Below are 18,901 nucleotides of genomic sequence, written 5' to 3'. Positions count from 1 at the left end.
AAATACAGAATTCTATCTTTGGCGTATTCGTCATCCCTGATGTGTTATTCACACTCACATTACGGTATTTTCATGGCCGCTGATTGGAGGCGAGGGCACATGCTTTCTAATCAATCGCCTTTCTGAATAAGAACAATAACCGGCAGCAGCCGGGATAAGCACAACATAAAGACAGAGGATATATGGTAGAAGAGGCAAAGCAGGAAAAACTCCATCGGGGGTTAGAAGCCCGACATATTGAGCTGATTGCGCTGGGTGGCACGATCGGCGTCGGGCTGTTTATGGGCGCAGCCAGTGCGCTGAAGTGGGCAGGGCCATCGGTCTTGCTGGCTTATATTGTCGCTGGGATCTTCGTTTTCTTCATCATGCGCTCAATGGGTGAAATGCTGTATCTGGAGCCGGTCGCAGGATCGTTTGCCGTCTACGCGCATAAATATATGAATCCCTTTTTCGGTTATCTCACCGCATGGGGCTATTGGTTTATGTGGATGGCGGTCGGGATTTCGGAAATTACCGCCATTGGCGTATATGTTCAGTACTGGTTCCCCGATTTGCCGCAGTGGATACCGGCTATTGCCGCGGTTGCACTGGTTGCGGTCGCAAACCTTGCTGCGGTAAGGCTGTATGGCGAAATCGAATTTTGGTTCGCCATGATAAAAATCACCACCATCGTTGTGATGATTGTCGTTGGCGTCGGCATTATTTTCTTCGGTTTTGGTAACCACGGTCAGGCGACCGGATTCAGTAATCTGACCGAACACGGTGGTTTTCTGGCCGGAGGCTGGAAAGGCCTGCTATTCGCACTCTGTCTGGTGGTAGCGTCTTATCAGGGCGTGGAGCTGGTAGGGATTACGGCGGGTGAGGCGAAAAACCCGCAGGTGACGCTGAAGCGAGCAATCAACAATATTCTGTGGCGCATCCTGATTTTCTATGTGGGCGCAATCTTCGTTATCGTGACGATTTTCCCCTGGAATGAAATTGGTACATCCGGCAGCCCGTTTGTGCTGACCTTTGCGAAAATTGGCATCACGGCGGCGGCAGGCATCATCAACTTTGTGGTACTGACGGCCGCGCTGTCCGGCTGTAACAGCGGTATGTATAGCTGTGGCCGTATGCTGTATTCGCTGGCCAATAATCGCCAGCTTCCTGCCTGGTTAGGTAAAGTGACGGCCAGCGGTGTACCGGCTGCGGGCGTCATGATTTCGATTCTTTGCCTGATGGCTGGGTCGGTACTGAATTACATTATCCCTAACCCTGAAAAAGTGTTTGTTTATGTTTATAGCGCGAGCGTACTGCCGGGCATGGTGCCGTGGTTTGTGGTGTTGATTAGCCAACTGCGTTTTCGTGAACAGCATTGTGCCGCGCTGGCCGCACACCCGTTTAAATCGATACTGTTCCCGTGGGTAAACTACCTGACGATGGCGTTTTTGCTGTGTGTGCTGGTAGGAATGTACATCAATATCGATACGCGGATGTCTTTATTGGTCGGTATCGCCTTTTTAGCCGTAGTCAGCCTGTGCTATTTCGCGCTGGGACTGGGTAAAAAAGCGCCGCCAGTAGGGGGTAAATCGTAGCATTTGGGGGCGGGAAGGGCATAACTGTCTGTTATTTAGCTTGGAATGAATAAATCATAACCAAACGCATCATTTCGATAAAAAAGCACTAGACAGCCAGTCGCTAAGCCCGTAATATCCCGCCCCGCAACGGCGCTAAGCGCCCGTAGCTCAGCTGGATAGAGCGCTGCCCTCCGGAGGCAGAGGTCTCAGGTTCGAATCCTGTCGGGCGCACCATTATATTTTTATGAAGTATGTTGTGTGCAAGAGCTGCGGTGGTACATTTACCTTCGTAAAGAAAGTATCCCGTGAAAAGGAAGTACCGCGTAATAAGTAGTTGATGTAAAGTGTGGTGATGGTGGCTATAGCTCAGTTGGTAGAGCCCTGGATTGTGATTCCAGTTGTCGTGGGTTCGAGTCCCATTAGCCACCCCAGATTTTGCAGCTATAGTAGTTGATTGACAGTTTGTGAGTTATGCGAAGGTGGCGGAATTGGTAGACGCGCTAGCTTCAGGTGTTAGTGTTCTTACGGACGTGAGGGTTCAAGTCCCTCTCTTCGCACCACACAAACGAGAACATCAGTGATGTTCAAAAAAGCAGTACATTCGGCGAGTAGCGCAGCTTGGTAGCGCAACTGGTTTGGGACCAGTGGGTCGGAGGTTCGAATCCTCTCTCGCCGACCAATTAAAAAAAAAAGCACATCGAAAGATGTGCTTTTTTTTCGTCTGCGATTTGTCTTCTCTGGCAAAAATCTTGTCAGATTCGTCAACCCGACAAGACGTTGCTTCTCTGCGGGAGTGCGCGTTATGGCGCGTAGTGCACAGGTGCCAGCGCGCTGCTATCGATACTTTTTCGCATGGATTTCAGAGCGGTATCGAAAGGGCACAGCGTGCCTTTTTCCGTCTGCTGGCAGCCCTGAGAGGTCAATTCTTCTTTCAATAACGGCTGTTGAGCGCTCAACGGCGTCAGCGAACGGATCTGATCCAGCGATTGTGTCTGGAAATAAATACGTAAAAAACGCTGTTGCGTGGTGGTATCGCGCCAGCGTTCGAATACCAGGCTACCCGCGGGGGGAATGTTATCTGCGGTATCGCCGGGTAGCAGCCAATGAAACTGCAACATCGTGCGTAGGTAGGCGATGTTGGTGTCATGGGCGACATACAGTAAGTAAGGGGCTGACGGCGGCTCCCCTTGTGTGGTGTCTTGCTCTTCCTGCATCCCCTGTGCCAGAGCCTGTGCGATTTGCTGCATGAATAGTGAACCGCCGCGCTGTGCGATATAGGGAACATCATTGGTGAAATCGTATTTAGCCGTCATCGGAGCCATCAACGGAGTGAGATCCTGCGTGTTGCTGACGTGACCAAATGCGACCTGCGCCTGTGGCAGATTCTCACTGTACTCCAGCAGGAATACCTCGCTCATATTCGCCAGCGTACTCAGGCCGCTGATAGAAATCGAACCGTCTTTATCTTGTTTTATCGCCCACGGTTTATCAAACACCGGGCACGGTTTATCCGCTTTACATACGATCTGCTTCAACTGCTCGATGCTGGGTTGAAGTCGCTGATAGGCAATATTGAGATCGCCTCCCATTGCTTTCAACACCTCGGCCTTTGCCCGTTCGGGATCAAGCCTGCCAATTCCCATTTTATCCCCGTGGAACAGCGGATCTTGCTTTTCATCCTCAACGGCGTGCGTCGCCACGCCACAGCCGGGAAACATGCCATCCATATAGGCTTGTGCGGTGGCGCGGGTGCGTTGTAATGGACTGGCGAGCACGTAAATCTGCTGCTCTGTCGGACAACCTGAAGCGAACAGATGCTGTTGACGATAATATTCGCCTTCATAGTGGCCTTTTAGCACGGTAGCGGCATAGCCGTGTCCGGTTAATTCACCCTCGCGTGTGACCCACTTCGGCCACTCTCGTGCTGTGCCGGACTCCAGCGCCGTCGTGTTGGACTCTGTCGGAGGACGTACGCCATGACGGCTGACTTCGACCACCTTTTCCAACTGGTAGCGATCCTGAGCCTGGGCCTGAGTAGAGAATGAAGAAATAATGATCATGGTAATCAATAGGGTACGGGGCATGCGTAATGTCGTGTGGGAAAGCATGATAATCCTTCGTCAGCAGTCATACGGATAAGAAGTTTTATTGTAGGAAGAGGAAAGTGACAAACGGGCTTTTCCGCTTGGGAGAGAGTGTTAGCGAACATTTCTACATGCATAGTTTGCAATCAAACTTTTTGATCTAAGATAGATCCCAAAGGTATAAAGCGCATAATTTCCGCATGTTATATTTTTAAAAATTAAAAAGACGACATAAATCCCGCCTGATAAATCCAACACTAACGAGTTAATTATGGCATCACATCTTATTGATTTTCTTCTTATAGGGAATAATTTTGGCACGCCCGAAATGCGCGGTGTCTGGTCCGAGCATAACCGCCTGACTAAACAGGTCGAAGTCGAAGTTGCCCTGGCGCTTGCTGAGGGTGAACTGGGTGTCATTCCACTGGATGCGGCAAAAACCATTGCAGAAAACGCTGACGCAAGTGCGCTTAACGTTGAAGAGATTGCAAAAGATGCGGCACGTATGAAGCACTCTCTGATGCCGACGATTACCGCGATTCAGAAACAGTGCGGCGCGGCAGGTGAGTTTATTCACTACGGCGTGACCACGCAGGACATCGTTGATACGGCAACTGTGTTACAGCTGAAACAATCTTTTGATATTGTCGTCAGAGATACACAATTGCTGGCCGTTGAACTGAAACGTCTGGCGAAGAAATACCAATATACGCTGATGGCCGGTCGTACCCACGGTATGCAGGCGCTACCTACCACGTTTGGCTTCAAATTGGCCGTGTGGCTGGATGAATTTATTCGCCACCTCGAACGCCTGAGTGAAATCAAAGAACGTGTTCTGGTCGGCAACATTAACGGTGCCATCTGCACCTATGCTTCTTTTGGCGAACAAGGGCCGGAAATCGAGCGTCTGACGCTGGATAAACTGGGGCTGAATACGCCGAACATCGGCTGGCAGTCTGCCCGCGATCGTTTCTCCGAATATGCTTCTGTCGCGGTGCTGATCAGCGGTACGCTGGGTAAAATCGGCAACGAGCTGTACAACCTGATGCGCACCGAGATTAATGAAATCGAAGAGCCGTTCTCCGAAGGGAAAATCGGTTCTACCACCATGCCGCATAAACGTAACCCTGCCGCATTGGAAGGGCTGGCGAGCCTGACGGCACCGCTGTTCAAGAGTGCCGCGCTGATTCATGAATCCATGAAAGTTGAGCACGAGCGTGATGCGATGAGCTGGCGTGCGGAGTGGATCGCGCTGCCGGAAATCAATATCTATCTGTCCGCTCAGCTTCAGAACGCGCTAGGCATCCTGCGTGGGATGTCCGTCAACGAGAAGCAAATGCTGGCGAACCTCGATCTGCAAAATGGCCTGCTGTTGTCTGAAAAAGTGATGTTTGAGATTGGTAAACGTCTCGGCAAGCAGACCGCTCACCATCTGGTTTACGAATGCTCTATGCAGGCATTCGAGCAGAATCAATCGTTTAAATCGGTGCTATTGACCCATCCGGTGCTTTCCGAGCAGGTGACTGCCGCCGATCTGGACGAATGGCTGAATCCGGCTAACTACGTTGGCAGTGCGCCGCAGAAAGTGGATGACGTGATTCGTTATGCGGACAACTCCGGCCTGCTGCCAGCATAAGGTGACACCATGAGTATCGTATTTCGTCAGGCTACGCTTGCGGATGATGAAACTTTTTTGGCGCTGGCGCTGGCGGCGTTTGAGCCGATCCGTCAGTTAGGTATCAACTTCTCTGCTGCCCATGCGGATATCGACATGGTGCGCACGCATATTGCCTCACACGGCGTTTATGTGATGGAGAAAGACGGAGAGATGGTGTCGTCATTTACCATCCGCTATCCGTGGGGGCCGGAGCCAGGCCCGTTCGGTTTACCCCATCTGGGCTGGTTTGCAACGCACCCTGGCTATAAAAAACAGGGGTTGGGTAAGCAAATGATGGGCTGGTTGGAAGAAGAAATTCTGATTAACCAGCTTAAAGCGCCTGCGGTGTCGCTTGGCACGGCACAAAACCACCCGTGGCTGATCGAGATGTACAGAAATTATGGTTTCAGGGAAGTCGGGCAGACGAATCTGGGGAAAGGACACCTGACAATCTGGATGGAAAAAATCCTTGATAACCAATTGTATGACCAGTGGAAAGATAAAAACTCAAAAAGAGAGGCAGTAAAATGATGAAAAAAGTAACGTTGTCTGTTCTGGCGCTGACGACCGCCTTTCTTGTAGCCGGCTGTGATTCTGGGAAAAGCAGCGCCGAGCAGGAAAAAGTCCTGAAAGTGGGTTCAACCGGCCAAAGCTATCCAAGCGGCTTCAAGCAAGATAACAAGCTGGTCGGCTTTGACGTTGAAGTGACGGAAGCCATTGCGAAAGATCTGAACTACAAAGTTGAGTGGGTTACCGCCGATTTCAGCGGCCTGATGGGACAGTTGGAAGCGAAAAAACTGGATACCGTGGCGAACGTGGTGGCAATTACGCCTGCGCGTCAGGAAAAATACAATTTCGCCCAGCCTTACAGCTTCTACGGCAGCCAGATTGTGACGCACAAAGACAACGTGGACATTAATACGCTGGCTGACCTAAAAGGGAAGACAGTGGCTGGTGTGCTGGGTTCTAACCACGTTAATAACCTGAAAAAAGCGTTTGCCGATGGCAGCGTGAATATCCGCACCTATGAAACGCGCGACGGCGCAATGAACGACGCGTTATCTAAACGTGTTGAAGGCTATGTGAATTCACGTCCTATCCTGCTGGCGGAAATCAATAAGCGTAACCTGCCGTTCAAACTGGTTGGTGAACCGCTGGTGATTGAAGAAGTGAGCTTCCCGTTCCATAAGGACGAGAAAGGCGATGCGTTGCGTAAGCAGTTCGATGCAGAGTTAACGAAAATGCGTGCAGATGGACGCCTGAAAGCGATCTCCGAAAAATATTTTGGTGAAGACATTACGGTATCACCGGCTAAATAACCTCACGCCGTCATTCTGGCCGGGTCGTTACGTAGATTGATGATTCGTGATGTAGATAGCCAGATGATTCGTTATATAGCCTAGTCATAACCCTGTTCCACCGGCGCAATATGGCCGGTGGAAGCATTAATGGTATTACTCATGAATATCGATCTTGCCTACCTGTTAAAGGTCTTTCCCCAGGTATTAATGTATTTGCCGACCACGCTGTTTCTTGCCGTGGTTTCGATGTTTTTTGCTATGGTTCTCGGCCTTATCCTGGCGTTAGTCCGTGAAAGCAAGGTCGTCGTGGTAGTAAAAATCGTCGAACTGTATATCTCGCTGTTCCGCGGCATTCCGTCGCTGGTTCAACTGTTTATCATCTACTTTGGCCTGCCGCAGCTGTTCCCCGGCTTATCCAATCTGGATGCGATGACGGCGGCGATTATCGGTTTTAGCCTGAAAACGTCCGCCTATATGGCAGAAATTTTCCGTGCGGGTCTGGCCTCGGTGGATTTCGGTCAGACGGAAGCGGGTCTATCCATTGGCATGAGTAAAGCGCAGGTCTATCGCCGCATCGTGTTGCCTCAGGCCATGCTGAACGCGCTGCCAGCGACGGGGAACACGTTCATTTCTCTGATTAAAGATACCTCGGTGGCTTTTGCGTTGGGTGTTTCCGAACTGTTCGCGGAAGGCAAAATGATTGCCGCCGAATCTCTGCGTTTCTTTGAGACCTTCCTGGTTGTGGGTCTGATTTACTGGTTGGTGATCATTGTTTACTCTTGGCTGCAAAAGCAGCTGGAGAAGAAACTGAATCACTCGCTACAGCGATAAGGGGCTGACATGATCAGTGTAAAGAATCTTTCTAAACGCTTTGGCGATCAGGTGGTGTTGGACAACATTAGTCTGGATATCGCGAAAGGCGAAGTCGTGGCGATTATCGGCCCATCCGGGTCGGGTAAATCCACGCTGCTGCGTTGTCTGAACCTGCTGGAAACCCCAGAATCGGGCACCATTCACATTGGCGACCAAACGCTGGATACGCGTCGTTACTCTTCTAAAGAAGCCTACGCGCTGCGCCGCCAGACGGCGATGGTGTTCCAGAGCTATAACCTGTTTAAGAACAAGACGGCGCTGGAGAACGTAACGGAAGCGCTGATTGTCGTGAAAAAAATGCCGAAGAAGCAGGCGGATGAAATCGGTCTTGCTTTGCTGGAGCAGGTCGGTCTGCTGCCGCAGGCGGCGCAGTATCCGGTGACGTTATCCGGCGGGCAGCAGCAGCGCGTGAGTATTGCGCGTGCGCTGGCAGTCGATCCTAAGGCGATTTTGTTTGATGAACCGACCTCGGCGCTGGACCCGGAAAGGGTACACGAAGTGCTTCAGGTTATTCAGAAGCTGGCGAAGAACGACACCACGATGGTGATCGTTACCCATGAAATGCAGTTTGCGAAAGAAGTGGCTGACCGTGTGATCTTCATGGCGGACGGGCACATCGTTGAAGAAGGTCCGGCGGAGCAAGTCATTAGCTTCTCGGACAACCCGCAGACCCAGCGTTTCCTGCGTCAGTTGACCAAGCTGCCTGAGCCGCTTGAGTACGATATTTAACGTATACGTAGACACACCTGCACGCCTGAACAAGGCCGCCCTGTCAGGCAGGGCACGATAATGTGGAGCAAGTATTCATGAGAACAGCACCTCAACATGAGCCTCTGGCTCAGTTTATTCAGGCCTTTCGCCACGATTTACACCGCAACCCTGAACTGTCGAATCAGGAGTTTGAAACCACGAAGAAGATTCGTGCGGTATTGGAAAAAGAGGGGATTCGCGTCCTCGATCTGCCGCTGAAAACGGGTTTGGTTGCCGAAGTGGGCGGCCTTCAGGATGGCCCGTTGGTCGTGGTGCGTTCTGACATCGACGCCCTGCCGATTGAAGAAGAGTCTGGCGTAGAATTCACGTCGCTCAATAAAGGCGTGATGCACGCCTGCGGTCATGATTTTCACTCTTCCGCTGCGCTGGGCGCGGCGATTCTGCTGAAGAAAATCGAGCAGGAGCTGAAAGGCACGGTGAGAATTTTATTCCAGGCTGCCGAAGAAACCGGGCTGGGCGCGCCGGAAGTCATTGCGGTTGGTGCGTTGGACAATGCGGTAGCGATTTTCGGTATCCACAACGATCCGACGCTGCCTGTTGGCGTTATCGGCGGGAAAGATGGCGCGTTGACGGCGGGTGTTGACCGCTTTGAGATCAAGATTGCGGCGAAAGGCTGTCATGCCGCGAAGCCACATGAAGGCAACGATCCGATTATCATTCTGGGTCAGTTGATTTCTGCCGTACAGACCATCATCAGCCGTACGGTGTCTTCTGACAACAACGCGGTGGTGTCGATTACTCAGGTTCATAGCGGCAGCACCTGGAACGTTATCCCTGATACTGCCTACGTTGAAGGCACGGTCAGAACGTTCAATCAGGATGCGCGTGATTTGATTGAACAGCGTTTCCGCCAGATCGTGGCCGGTATTGCCAGCACCTTTGGTGCGGAAATCGAGTTCCTGTGGCACGCAGGGCCGCCGTCGGTGATCAACACGCCGGAGTGGGTCGAGTTTGCGCTGAATGTGGCGAGTGACGAAGGGTTTGAAGCACGTCGTGTGGAAGCCAGCCCGATTGGTGAAGATTTTGCGTTCTATCAGCAGAAACTACCGGGTACGTTCATGATGGTCGGCTCCGGCGGGCCATATGCGCTGCACCACCCGAAATTCCGCGTTGACGATCGCGCGCTGTTCCCGACCGCGCACTATCTGTACCAGATGGCGAAGCAGAGTCTGGAACAACTCTCCTCCCGCTAAGCTCCTATCATTAAGTCAACTCTGTTCGCGTCTGTTTTCCGGCGCGGATATGTTCCCCTTTTCTAAATTAAATCAGCAGCTTTGATAGGACTGTCGGAAAAACACGACACTTGGCGGGATCTGCTGTCGCAAAAAAGAGACATTTAATTAGTTGATTAATAAGGTTTAATATTTTTATTTATAAATCCGTCTCTGAATAGCGACAGGTTTTGTGAGGTCCGTCTCGTTTTTATCACCCATTGCGCGTTTGCTTCATTTCCAGTGAAGAAATAAAAATAGTATTGATTATTAGTGGGTTATCATGAATTTATCGGGCGATGGCAATAAAGTTATGCATATTGGCATAATTTGTGCTTAAATATACGGGTAGATGCTCATTCCACCTTCTATGTTTGCTTCGGCTTCATAATCCTGGGAATGACGCAGAGCCAATTTGAGGTGCCTATCGTCCAACTCCAGATGAAGATGCAAATCTCCATCGGGCTTTCCGGACATAACGTTGAGTGAGGCACCATTCTGTTGTCTGACAGACCTGATATTTTCAACGCTTACCGTTTATCGGTAAGCGTTTTTTTCGTCTGATGAAAATGTTCGGTCGCCGTCTGCTGTCGTGCTAGATGAAGCCGTCTATAAAAAACAGCCCATAAAAAGAGAAAGGCTCCAAAAAGGAGCCTTATGAAAGGGATAGTGTCGCGATCAGTCGGCAGGTTGCTGTAGCGTGAGCAGTAGCCCTTCGCGCCGCATTTGCGCCGCTTCATCCGGCAGATGTAATCGATCGAGAGCGTCGGCGCGCCAGGCGTAGTCATAAGCGTCCGGGCGGAGCTCTAGCGCGGTGCGGAAGGCGTCGCTGGCCTGCTGCCATTCGCCGTGTTTCATCAGCAATTGTCCTAACGTACTGCTCAACAGCGGCGTTGCTCCCTGCTGTTTGATGTATTGATGCAGCACTTTTTCTAACTGCTCTGGATTCCCCGCTTTAAGGTGCGGCATCAGCAGGATCAAACGCTCGTCATATTGACGTTTCAGACCGTCGAGAATGATCTTCTGAGCCGTATCATGATCGTCACACTCGATCAAATGCTCGGCCATCGCGACCTGAAGTGGGATCTCATGGCGCACTTTGCGGCTCTGATTATTCCACCACGATTTCAGTCCTTCGCTGCCGCCGTCCGCCATCGCCTGATTCATCAGGCCGATATAGGCCTGCTGTTGCAGATCCAGCAAACGTTCTTCAGGGTACAGGTTGATCTTGCGCATCGCAGGCAGAATATCCAGCAGTGCACTGTAGGCGTGGGTTCGCAGGAAAGCCTGTTCCGCTAAACGCAGCACCTCTGGATGACGGGGGGCGACTTCCAGCAGTTTGTCCACGCCGTGACGCGCGGCATGATCTTCATTACGCGCTAGCTGAATGCGCACGCGCGTAATGTCTACCGGGAGCTGGTCGGTATCCGCAATCTCCGCTGCACGTTCCAGATATTGTTTGGTGCGGAATTCGTCACCGCGCTGTTGGGCGGCTTCGGCTGCCAGCAGGTAGTTCACCACGGGCTGCTCAGCATGATCGGCATTGCGAGTCAGCAGCTTCTCTACCTGTAAATAATCCCCTTCGGCCAGCTTGAGCAGTGCGGCTTTGGTCTGCTTTCTGGCGCGGGTGCGTTTGCGGCCGAGGAACCAGCCGCGCGTGCGGGCGCCGGTACGAAAGATCCGGCGGAGTACCCATTCCACCGCCAGAAAGGTGAGGAAAAAAAGCACCAGCATGATGACCAAACCGGTCACGCTGGTTTGAATATCATAGTTATCCGTTTGGATCAGGACGTAACCTTGATGGCCTGCGATCATGGGGCCGACTACGACGCCCGCGATCAGGATCAGGAACAACAATAAGACTTTCAGCATGTTCATTCCCCCTGCTGCGTGGCTGGCGCTTGAGCCAGCAGGTTACGAACGCGCGTTTGCATCAATTTTTCCAACAGCGGCTGACTTTGTAGCTCCATAGGCACATCCAATGAAACTGACTGCTGGCTTAAGGCATCGAGCTGATCCAAAAAGGCCTGCGTGGTGGGATCGGTGGTATCGAAGTAGGCGCGGATCCAGGTTGCGGCCGTTTCCAGAGACTGTTTGTACACTTCATTCTGGTGACGAGGGATGGCCTGGGCTGCAACCAGCAGACGTGAACGAATGTTTTCACGCAGGTACACATCCTGATTGGGCGCCAGCAATGGTTCGGCAGCGCTGTCGCGGCGGCGAATGGTGATAAAATCCGCCATGAAATTGTGCCAGCTCTTGCTGAGATTTTGTCGCCATTCGCTCAGGGAAGCGGACAGCTCAGTGCTGTTGGCGTCCATCGGCGCTTCATCGGTGTTGTTATCGGCGAGCTGCAAGTTGTCCAACTGATCGGTGAGCTGGTTCACTTTCAGGATGATGCCGTCAAAATCCACCTGGCTCACGCCTGCCAGCGCACCGATATCGCTAGTCAGCGCACGACGGATTTCTATCAGACTGGGATCGTTCATTTCCGCCAGGCTTGCGTCCGCGCTTTTCAGCAACGCGCCCGCGGTGGTGACGTCTTTGTCACTCCACAGCTTACGCCCTGCCAGTTTTACCAGAAAATCTGCCTGAGCGATCAGCCAGGTATTGGTGTCATGGCTGGAAAGTGCCGCCAGCTTATCGCGTAGTTCATCTGACTGACGCGATAGTGCTTCAAGACGCTGTGCGGCCGTGTCCTGCGCTTTGCTTTGCTGCTGCTGAGCGTCCTGCCACTGTTGTTGCTCTTGCTTGTGTTGCTGCTGCAAGGCGTTTAACTGTGCTTCCAGACGTTGAAGCGTAGCGGTTTCCCGCTTCGCCTGCTGGTGGCCGTGGTAATACAGCCCCGCGCCTATCGCCAGCGCAATGACAATCGCGATGGCCCCCAGCACGGCACCACTGCGTTTGGGTTGCGGTGCGGGATCCTGCTGCTGATGCGCGGGTTCAACCCGTTCAGCAACCTCGTCGGATGGAGCTGTGGGGGTATTGTGTTCCGTCATAATGGTACATCCCATGATCAGGTTTATTGTAGTGCGCGCACGAGCGCATCGTTATCGGCGTTATCGGCGACCCGGATATCACGCCAGCCAAGCTGACGGGCTTGTTCTGCCAGCCGTTCGCTGACGACGATCAACTGGCAGCCGAGTAACCAGGAAGCCCGATAGTAATCAGGTACTAAAGTATAGATCCGTTGTAGCATTTCTCCGCTGGTGATCACCAGTTTGTCGATGCCTATTTGTTGCCAGTGACGGCTTTGCTCTGGCCCATCATAATGAACGTCCCTTCGCTGATAACATTCACAGTAGGTCACCTGCGCGCCGCGTTCGATTAGCGTTTCTCCCAGCAATTCCCGGCCGCCGTTACCGCGCAGCAATAGTGCGCGTTTGCCAGAAAGATTTTGTAGGTCAGGCAGTTGCAGGAGCGTTTCGCTGGTTTCGCGTTCGGGAGGATAAGTTACCGGGTGGGCGCTGGTTTTATGCAGCGCCAGCGCTGTGGTGCGGCCAATCGCATAATAAGCGAGATGGGCGGGCCAACTGATACCCGCTCGTGCCAGCATCGGATCGGCGTAGTGAATCGCGTGTTGTGAGAGCGCAAACACCAGATCGTCGGCGCGTAGTGCCTGTAACAAAGCAGGCAGGCGAGCGAGTTCTCGTCCGGGTGAAAATTCGATCAGTGGACTGTGCCAGGCGTGATAGCCAAGCTTTCTTAAACGGGTCACCAGTTGTTCGCCAGTTGGTGACGGACGGGTAACCAGAATCGTCATGATGAGCTCGACTCGTGATAAACGGCCTGAAGGATAGCGCTGGCTCCTTTTGCTAACAGCTCTTCAGCCAGCGCAATACCGATTTGTTCGGCGTCGGAGACGCTTCCTCTACGTTCACCGACGATCATTTGGCTGCCGTCCGGGGCACCAACCAGCGCACGTAGCCACAGTGTGTCGCCTTCCAGTTCGGCATAGCTGCCAATCGGCACCTGACAACCCCCTTCAAGACGCACATTCATGGCGCGTTCAGCCAGAACGCGGGCAGCGGTAGCGGAGTGATTGAGTGGGGCAAGGAGTTGGCGGATACGATCGTCATTTAAACGGCATTCGATGCCGATTGCGCCTTGTCCGACGGCGGGCAGAGATTCTTCCGGGCTCAACGCGCTGCGGATACGTTCTTCGAGGCCGAGGCGTTTCAGACCGGCGACGGCAAGAATAATGGCGTCGTAGTCGCCGCTATCCAGTTTTGACAGGCGCGTTCCGACATTGCCACGTAAATCACGAATCACCAGATCGGGGCGTCGGGCGCGCAGCTGACATTGGCGGCGCAGGCTGGAAGTGCCGACACAACTGCCTTCCGGTAACTGTTCGAGGCTGTCGTAATGATTGGAAACAAAAGCGTCGCGCGGGTCGTCACGTTCGCAAATCGTGGTCAGGCCGAGGCCATCCGGGAATTCGACGGGCACATCTTTCATGGAGTGGACGGCAATGTCGGCACGCCCTTCAAGCAGCGCCAATTCCAGCTCTTTAACAAACAATCCTTTACCGCCGACTTTTGCCAGTGGCGTATCCAGGATGATGTCGCCGCGAGTCACCATCGGCACCAGCTCCACGTGTAAATCCGGATAGAGGAGATTCAGACACTGCTGTACATATTGTGCTTGCCACAGGGCGAGCGGGCTTTGTCGGGTGGCAATTCTAATAATATTGGCTAACATGCTTGATACCGTTTTTATCATTTTCCGCCATCGTATCATTGATGGTGCGTTGGTGTCAGGTTGTGGGCATGAGCGGTGCGCCTTTTAAAACGGTCTGAAATTCGGGTGCCGCAAACATAGAGATAGGAGACCGTGCTGATGCAGTTGGGTAGAGAAATTCGTAATAAAGCAAGATAGATAAGTCTAACTTTCTTTACTTTCTTTACGCCCATTCAGCAAGGTGTTAAATTGATCACGTTTCCAGCAATAATTCGCTAAACATTCTTCTAATTTCATCATGGCGGATTTGGAACACGGGGTTTTTCTAGGCACTGGGATAAATCAGGCGAAACGTCTTGTACTTCTACATCGAGACTTTGAAGCAAAGACTGGATGCGATCAACCAACTGCGTGTTGACCGTGCTCTGGGAGCAATGAAGCCCGCTTTTCAGCAGGTTTACAGTCTTCTGCCCATTTTATTACATCATCATCACCCGTTGATGCCCGGCTACCTTGAAGGCAAGGTGCCTCACGGTATCTGCACTCACACGCCTGATGAAAAACAACAACAGTACCTTGATGGCATCGCGCTGCGCTGGGGTCAGTTTGACTGTTCTCATCCGCAAGGCGAACTGCCGATCACGGGCATCTATTCCATGGGCAGCACCTCGTCTATCGGGCAGAGTTGTAGCTCCGATCTTGATATCTGGGTGTGCCACCAATCTTGGTTGGACAGCGAAGAACGCCAGCTCCTACAGAAAAAATGTACGCTGCTGGAGCAGTGGGCCGCGGCGCAAGGCGCAGAGGTCAGCTTCTTCCTGATGGATGAAAGCCGTTTTCGCCACAATGAAAGCGGCAGCCTGAGCGGTGAAGACTGCGGTACCACGCAGCATATCCTGTTACTCGACGAATTCTACCGTACCGCCGTGCGTATGGCGGGTAAACGCATTCTGTGGAACATGGTGCCGGTCGAAGAAGAATCTCACTACGACGACTATGTGCTGTCGCTGTACTCACAAGGTGCGCTGGCACCTAACGAGTGGATGGATTTAGGCGGCTTAAGTACGCTGTCGGCGGAAGAGTATTTCGGCGCGAGCCTTTGGCAGCTCTATAAAAGTATCGATTCTCCTTATAAAGCCGTACTGAAAACGCTGCTGCTGGAAGCCTATTCCTGGGAATACCCGGATACCAGCTTGCTGTCGACTGAAATTAAAAAACGTCTGCATGATGGTGAGATCGTCTCCTTCGGTCTTGATCCTTACTGCATGATGTTGGAGCGCGTGACGCACTACCTGACGGCGATCAACGATCCCACGCGTCTCGATCTGGCGCGTCGATGTTTCTACTTAAAAGTCTGTGAAAAGCTCTCCAGAGAAAAAGCCTGCGTTGGCTGGCGTCGCCAGATTCTGAGCCAGTTGGTGCAAGAATGGGGCTGGAGCGACGAACATCTGGCGATGTTGGATAACCGCGCTAACTGGAAAATCGAACAGGTACGCGAAGCGCATAATGAACTGCTGGACGCGATGATGCAGACCTATCGCAACCTGATCCGCTTTGCCCGCCGTAATAATCTGAGTGTCAGCGCCAGCCCGCAGGATATCGGTGTGTTGACCCGTAAACTGTATGCTGCGTTTGAAGCGCTGCCGGGCAAAGTCACGCTGCTGAACCCACAAATATCGCCTGATTTGTCGGAGCCGAACTTAACCTTTATCTATGTTCCTCCGGGTCGTGCGAACCGTTCTGGTTGGTATTTGTACAATCAGGCGCCGTCGATGGATGCCATCGTCAGCCACCAGCCGCTGGAATATAACCGTTATCTGAACAAACTGGTGGCGTGGGCCTATTTTAATGGCCTGCTGACACCAAGCACGCGTCTGTACATTAAAGGCAACGAGCTGTGCGATATCACGCGCCTGCAAGCGCTGGTGGACGATGTCGCCAGCCACTTCCCGCTGCGACTGCCTGCGCCAACGCCGAAAGCGCTGTATAGCCCGTGTGAAATTCGTCATCTGGCGATTATCGTCAATCTGGAACACGATCCGACCGCGGCCTTCCGCAATCAGGTGGTGCATTTCGATTTCCGTCATCTGGATGTGTTTAGCTTCGGCCAGCAGCAGCAGTGTCTGGTCGGCAGTATCGACCTGCTGTATCGCAACTCGTGGAACGAAGTGCGTACCCTGCATTTCAGCGGCGAGCAGGCGGTGTTGGAAGCGCTGAAAACCATTCTGGGCAAAATGCATCAGGATGCGGCGCTGCCGGAATCACTGGAAGTGTTCTGCTACAGCCAGCATTTGCGCGGGCTGATTCGTACCCGTGTGCAGCAATTGGTGTCCGAATGCATTGAGCTGCGCCTGACCAGTACGCGTCAGGAGCCGGGTCGCTTCAAAGCGGTGAAAGTGGCGGGTCAAACCTGGGGGCTGTTCTTCGAGCGGCTCAGCGTGTCAGTGCAGAAGCTGGAAAACGCGGTTGAATTTTATGGCGCCATTTCCAACAACAAACTGCAAGGCCAGCCGGTTCAGGTTGAAACCAACCATGTCCATTTACCGCCGGTGGTCGATGGCGTCGCCAGTGAAGGGATCATCCAGTTCTTCTTTGAAGATCTGACGGAAAATCAGGGTTTTAATATCTATATTCTGGATGAATCGAATCGCGTTGAGGTGTATCACCACTGTGAGGGCAGTAAAGAAGAGCTGGTGCGCGATGTCAGCCGCTTCTATTCGTCATCGCACGATCGCTTTACCTACGGTTCCAGCTTTATCAATTTCAACCTGCCGCAGTTCTACCAAATCGTGCAGTTGGACGGCCGCACGCAGGTGATCCCGTTCCGCAGTAGCGCGCTTTCTCATCTGTGCATCACGCCCGTGGTGGATGATGAGATGATGACAATGAAGCAGCGACTACAGATTTTATAACCACTCTATACTCGGCTTTCAGCGTACTCAGAAAGGGATGTACTGATGGATTCGTTGCAACGCCGAAACCTGATACTGCTGGCGCTTGGACAAGGGCTGACCGGCAGTATTATTTCCCTGATGACGTTATGCTCTACGCTGGTTGGCGTATCCATGACGCCGGTTCCGCTGTTGACCACCTTGCCGATTACCGCGACGGTGTGCGGTGCGGCGCTGATGATCTACGCCGTTTCATCGCTGATGACAAAATATGGCAGGCGTAATGCGTTCATCATCGGCACGATGATGGGGCTGGCAGGGGCGCTGTTGGCGGCGCTGGCGATTGTGCTGCACAGCTTCTTCCTCTTTGTGTTCTCGACGTTTGTTCTGGGGATGTCCTGCGCTTTCAATCAATACTATCGTTTCGCCGCGGCTGAAATTTTCACCGACAATCAGCAGAAAAATCGTGCTATTTCATGGGTGATCAGCGGCGGTGTTCTGGGGGGCTTCCTCGGTCCGTTCGCGGCGAGTCAATCGTCTCAGCTCTGGGCATCGTACCCGTTTTTCGGCAGTTTTATCGCGGCGGCGTTCATCTGTGTCATCACATCACTGCTGTTGCTTGGCCTTAAACTGCCTCCGATGTCCGTTGCCACGGCTGGCGCTCAGCGCAGTGAACCGCTGGCGCCAATCCTGAAAAGCCGGGCGTTTGTGTTGGGAACGGCAAGCTGTTCCATCGGGTTTGTGGTGATGACGCTATTAATGAATTCAGTGCCGCTGGCGATGCACCAGCACCACTTTTCCGTCAGCCATAGTGCGACGGTGTTGCAATGGCACTTTGTTGCCATGTATGCGCCAGCGCTACTATTAGTGATACTGGCGAAACGGCTGACGCCGATTCAGGTGGTGGCGATTGGCATGGTATGTAACGTCGTTGGCGTGGCGGTCGCGCTGAGTGGTTTGACGTTCTGGCACTTCCTTTTTGCATTGGCGCTGTTCGGCATCGGGTGGGCGTTTATGTTTAACGGCGGGACATTTATGCTGAACGCCTTTACGCATTCCGTGCACAAATCCCGTTTGCAGGGCATTAATTCGCTGGTGATTTACGTGCCTAACGCGTTGGCTTCGCTGTCTGCCGGGAGCCTGATGGCGCTGACCAGCGGCTGGCCGCTGGTGAATATGGTTGGTATCGGCATGTTGTTGTTACTGCTACTGGCTCTGATATTACTGAGACGGCGATGAGGTACGGTGCTGCGTGATTGAAAAGATGACTGTTATCCGAAGTGCACGGCTTCCCCGGCCTGAGCCGAACAGGCTGATGACAGCAGCGCGATAAAGTCCTCACCGCTGCGATCGCATATCCAGCGTGTGTCCTGAAGGTTGAAGTGGTAACCACCTGCTTTGGTCGCCAGCCAGATTTGGTGCAGCGGCTCCTGTCGATTAATCACGATTTTGCTGCCATTCTCAAAACTCAGCGTCATCACGCCGCCGTTGGTTTCGTAATCGATGTCGGCATCACCTTCAAACCGATCCAGCGTTTCTTCCAACTGAAGCATGAGTTCGTCGGCTAATTGGTGGAACTCGCTATCGTTCATTTTCGATTCCTATTGATTTTCATGATCCACCTGCGATTATAGAGAGCATACGAGTATTAATGACAGGTCTTAACGTGATGAAGAACGTATTTCGCCAGTTTTTTCTGGTGTTAGCAGTAGTGAGTTTATTCGGTTGTGGCCTGAAAGGTCCGCTGTATATGCCTGCCGATGGCAAATCCGGTGCGTCAACGACTCAGCAAAATGAGAACCAGCCGCCGCAAAAGAAAGCGTCAATACGTCCTTAATGCGTGACGGTAATAATAAATAACAGGTCACGTAGATGTT

At 52.5% G+C, this 18,901-nt stretch carries 16 protein-coding genes and 4 tRNA genes; 14 read left to right on the top strand and 6 right to left on the bottom strand.

The annotated features are described in order from the left end of the window. Positions 1-182 precede the first annotated feature (182 nt). The 5 genes from thrP (at position 183) to NAL19_RS19985 (ending at position 2,235) form a co-directional block, all read left to right on the top strand. Positions 183-1,574, top strand: a complete 1,392-nt coding sequence (gene thrP / locus NAL19_RS20005) for a bifunctional threonine/serine APC transporter ThrP (RefSeq protein ID WP_263058245.1) — start codon at positions 183-185, stop codon at positions 1,572-1,574. Positions 1,575-1,713: 139 nt separating this feature from the next. Next, positions 1,714-1,790: transfer RNA gene (locus NAL19_RS20000), tRNA-Arg, on the top strand. 121 nt (positions 1,791-1,911) lie between these two features. Next, a tRNA-His gene (locus NAL19_RS19995) sits at positions 1,912-1,987 on the top strand. 42 nt (positions 1,988-2,029) lie between these two features. Further along, a tRNA-Leu gene (locus NAL19_RS19990) sits at positions 2,030-2,116 on the top strand. Positions 2,117-2,158: 42 nt separating this feature from the next. Beyond that, positions 2,159-2,235: transfer RNA gene (locus NAL19_RS19985), tRNA-Pro, on the top strand. A gap of 121 nt (positions 2,236-2,356) precedes the next feature. On the opposite strand, the gene NAL19_RS19980 is transcribed toward NAL19_RS19985, so the two are convergent. Next, positions 2,357-3,664: a histidine-type phosphatase gene (locus NAL19_RS19980; protein WP_263058244.1), complete on the bottom strand. Its 1,308-nt coding sequence runs from the start codon at positions 3,662-3,664 to the stop codon at positions 2,357-2,359. Positions 3,665-3,911: 247 nt separating this feature from the next. Here NAL19_RS19980 and purB point away from each other — a divergent pair, with 247 nt between their 5' ends. The 6 genes from purB to NAL19_RS19950 all read left to right on the top strand — a co-directional run bounded on the left by purB (position 3,912) and on the right by NAL19_RS19950 (position 9,435). Continuing rightward, positions 3,912-5,276 carry an adenylosuccinate lyase gene (gene purB, locus NAL19_RS19975; RefSeq protein ID WP_225086112.1) on the top strand — a complete coding sequence of 455 codons (1,365 nt, stop codon included), beginning with the start codon at positions 3,912-3,914 and terminating at the stop codon, positions 5,274-5,276. 9 nt (positions 5,277-5,285) lie between these two features. Next, positions 5,286-5,828: a GNAT family N-acetyltransferase gene (locus NAL19_RS19970; protein ID WP_180743798.1), complete on the top strand. Its 543-nt coding sequence runs from the start codon at positions 5,286-5,288 to the stop codon at positions 5,826-5,828. Continuing rightward, the gene (locus tag NAL19_RS19965) at positions 5,825-6,616 is read left to right on the top strand and encodes an amino acid ABC transporter substrate-binding protein (RefSeq protein ID WP_225086111.1); all 792 of its coding nucleotides are present in this window, start codon (positions 5,825-5,827) and stop codon (positions 6,614-6,616) included. Before NAL19_RS19970 ends, NAL19_RS19965 begins: the two co-directional genes overlap by 4 nt. Before the next feature lie 141 nt (positions 6,617-6,757). After that, positions 6,758-7,429 carry an amino acid ABC transporter permease gene (locus tag NAL19_RS19960; RefSeq protein ID WP_225088240.1) on the top strand — a complete coding sequence of 224 codons (672 nt, stop codon included), beginning with the start codon at positions 6,758-6,760 and terminating at the stop codon, positions 7,427-7,429. A 9-nt stretch (positions 7,430-7,438) separates the two neighbouring features. Next, the gene (locus NAL19_RS19955) at positions 7,439-8,200 is read left to right on the top strand and encodes an amino acid ABC transporter ATP-binding protein (protein ID WP_180743796.1); all 762 of its coding nucleotides are present in this window, start codon (positions 7,439-7,441) and stop codon (positions 8,198-8,200) included. Positions 8,201-8,277: 77 nt separating this feature from the next. Then, positions 8,278-9,435, top strand: a complete 1,158-nt coding sequence (locus NAL19_RS19950) for a M20 peptidase aminoacylase family protein (RefSeq protein WP_225086110.1) — start codon at positions 8,278-8,280, stop codon at positions 9,433-9,435. A 696-nt stretch (positions 9,436-10,131) separates the two neighbouring features. Here NAL19_RS19950 and hemY read toward each other — a convergent pair. The 4 genes from hemY to hemC are packed head-to-tail and all read right to left on the bottom strand — an operon-like array spanning position 10,132 to position 14,154. Continuing rightward, positions 10,132-11,325, bottom strand: a complete 1,194-nt coding sequence (gene hemY / locus NAL19_RS19945; protein WP_263058243.1) for a protoheme IX biogenesis protein HemY — start codon at positions 11,323-11,325, stop codon at positions 10,132-10,134. Between the two features lie 2 nt (positions 11,326-11,327). Further along, positions 11,328-12,452, bottom strand: a complete 1,125-nt coding sequence (gene hemX, locus NAL19_RS19940) for a uroporphyrinogen-III C-methyltransferase (protein WP_225086108.1) — start codon at positions 12,450-12,452, stop codon at positions 11,328-11,330. Positions 12,453-12,475: 23 nt separating this feature from the next. Beyond that, positions 12,476-13,216, bottom strand: a complete 741-nt coding sequence (gene hemD / locus NAL19_RS19935) for a uroporphyrinogen-III synthase (RefSeq protein WP_263058242.1) — start codon at positions 13,214-13,216, stop codon at positions 12,476-12,478. After that, positions 13,213-14,154 carry a hydroxymethylbilane synthase gene (hemC, locus tag NAL19_RS19930; RefSeq protein WP_263058241.1) on the bottom strand — a complete coding sequence of 314 codons (942 nt, stop codon included), beginning with the start codon at positions 14,152-14,154 and terminating at the stop codon, positions 13,213-13,215. Before hemC ends, hemD begins: the two co-directional genes overlap by 4 nt. Before the next feature lie 335 nt (positions 14,155-14,489). Between hemC and NAL19_RS19925 the strand changes: the two genes are divergently transcribed. Together NAL19_RS19925 and NAL19_RS19920 are read left to right on the top strand one after the other, a co-directional pair. After that, positions 14,490-17,045, top strand: coding sequence for a class I adenylate cyclase (locus NAL19_RS19925; RefSeq protein WP_263058240.1), 2,556 nt, complete (start codon positions 14,490-14,492; stop codon positions 17,043-17,045). 45 nt (positions 17,046-17,090) lie between these two features. Then, positions 17,091-18,263, top strand: a complete 1,173-nt coding sequence (locus NAL19_RS19920) for an MFS transporter (RefSeq protein WP_263058239.1) — start codon at positions 17,091-17,093, stop codon at positions 18,261-18,263. 32 nt (positions 18,264-18,295) lie between these two features. Here NAL19_RS19920 and cyaY read toward each other — a convergent pair whose 3' ends face one another. Next, the gene (gene cyaY / locus NAL19_RS19915; protein ID WP_263058238.1) at positions 18,296-18,616 is read right to left on the bottom strand and encodes an iron donor protein CyaY; all 321 of its coding nucleotides are present in this window, start codon (positions 18,614-18,616) and stop codon (positions 18,296-18,298) included. Positions 18,617-18,675: 59 nt separating this feature from the next. Here cyaY and lptM point away from each other — a divergent pair, with 59 nt between their 5' ends. After that, the gene (gene lptM / locus NAL19_RS19910) at positions 18,676-18,861 is read left to right on the top strand and encodes an LPS translocon maturation chaperone LptM (RefSeq protein ID WP_225086102.1); all 186 of its coding nucleotides are present in this window, start codon (positions 18,676-18,678) and stop codon (positions 18,859-18,861) included. The last annotated feature ends 40 nt before the right edge of the window (positions 18,862-18,901 follow it).

Origin of the sequence: Pectobacterium sp. F1-1 (genome assembly GCF_025643735.1) — a bacterium.
Lineage (GTDB): Bacteria > Pseudomonadota > Gammaproteobacteria > Enterobacterales > Enterobacteriaceae > Pectobacterium > Pectobacterium colocasium.
This window is presented reverse-complemented; position numbering and strand designations above follow the sequence as displayed.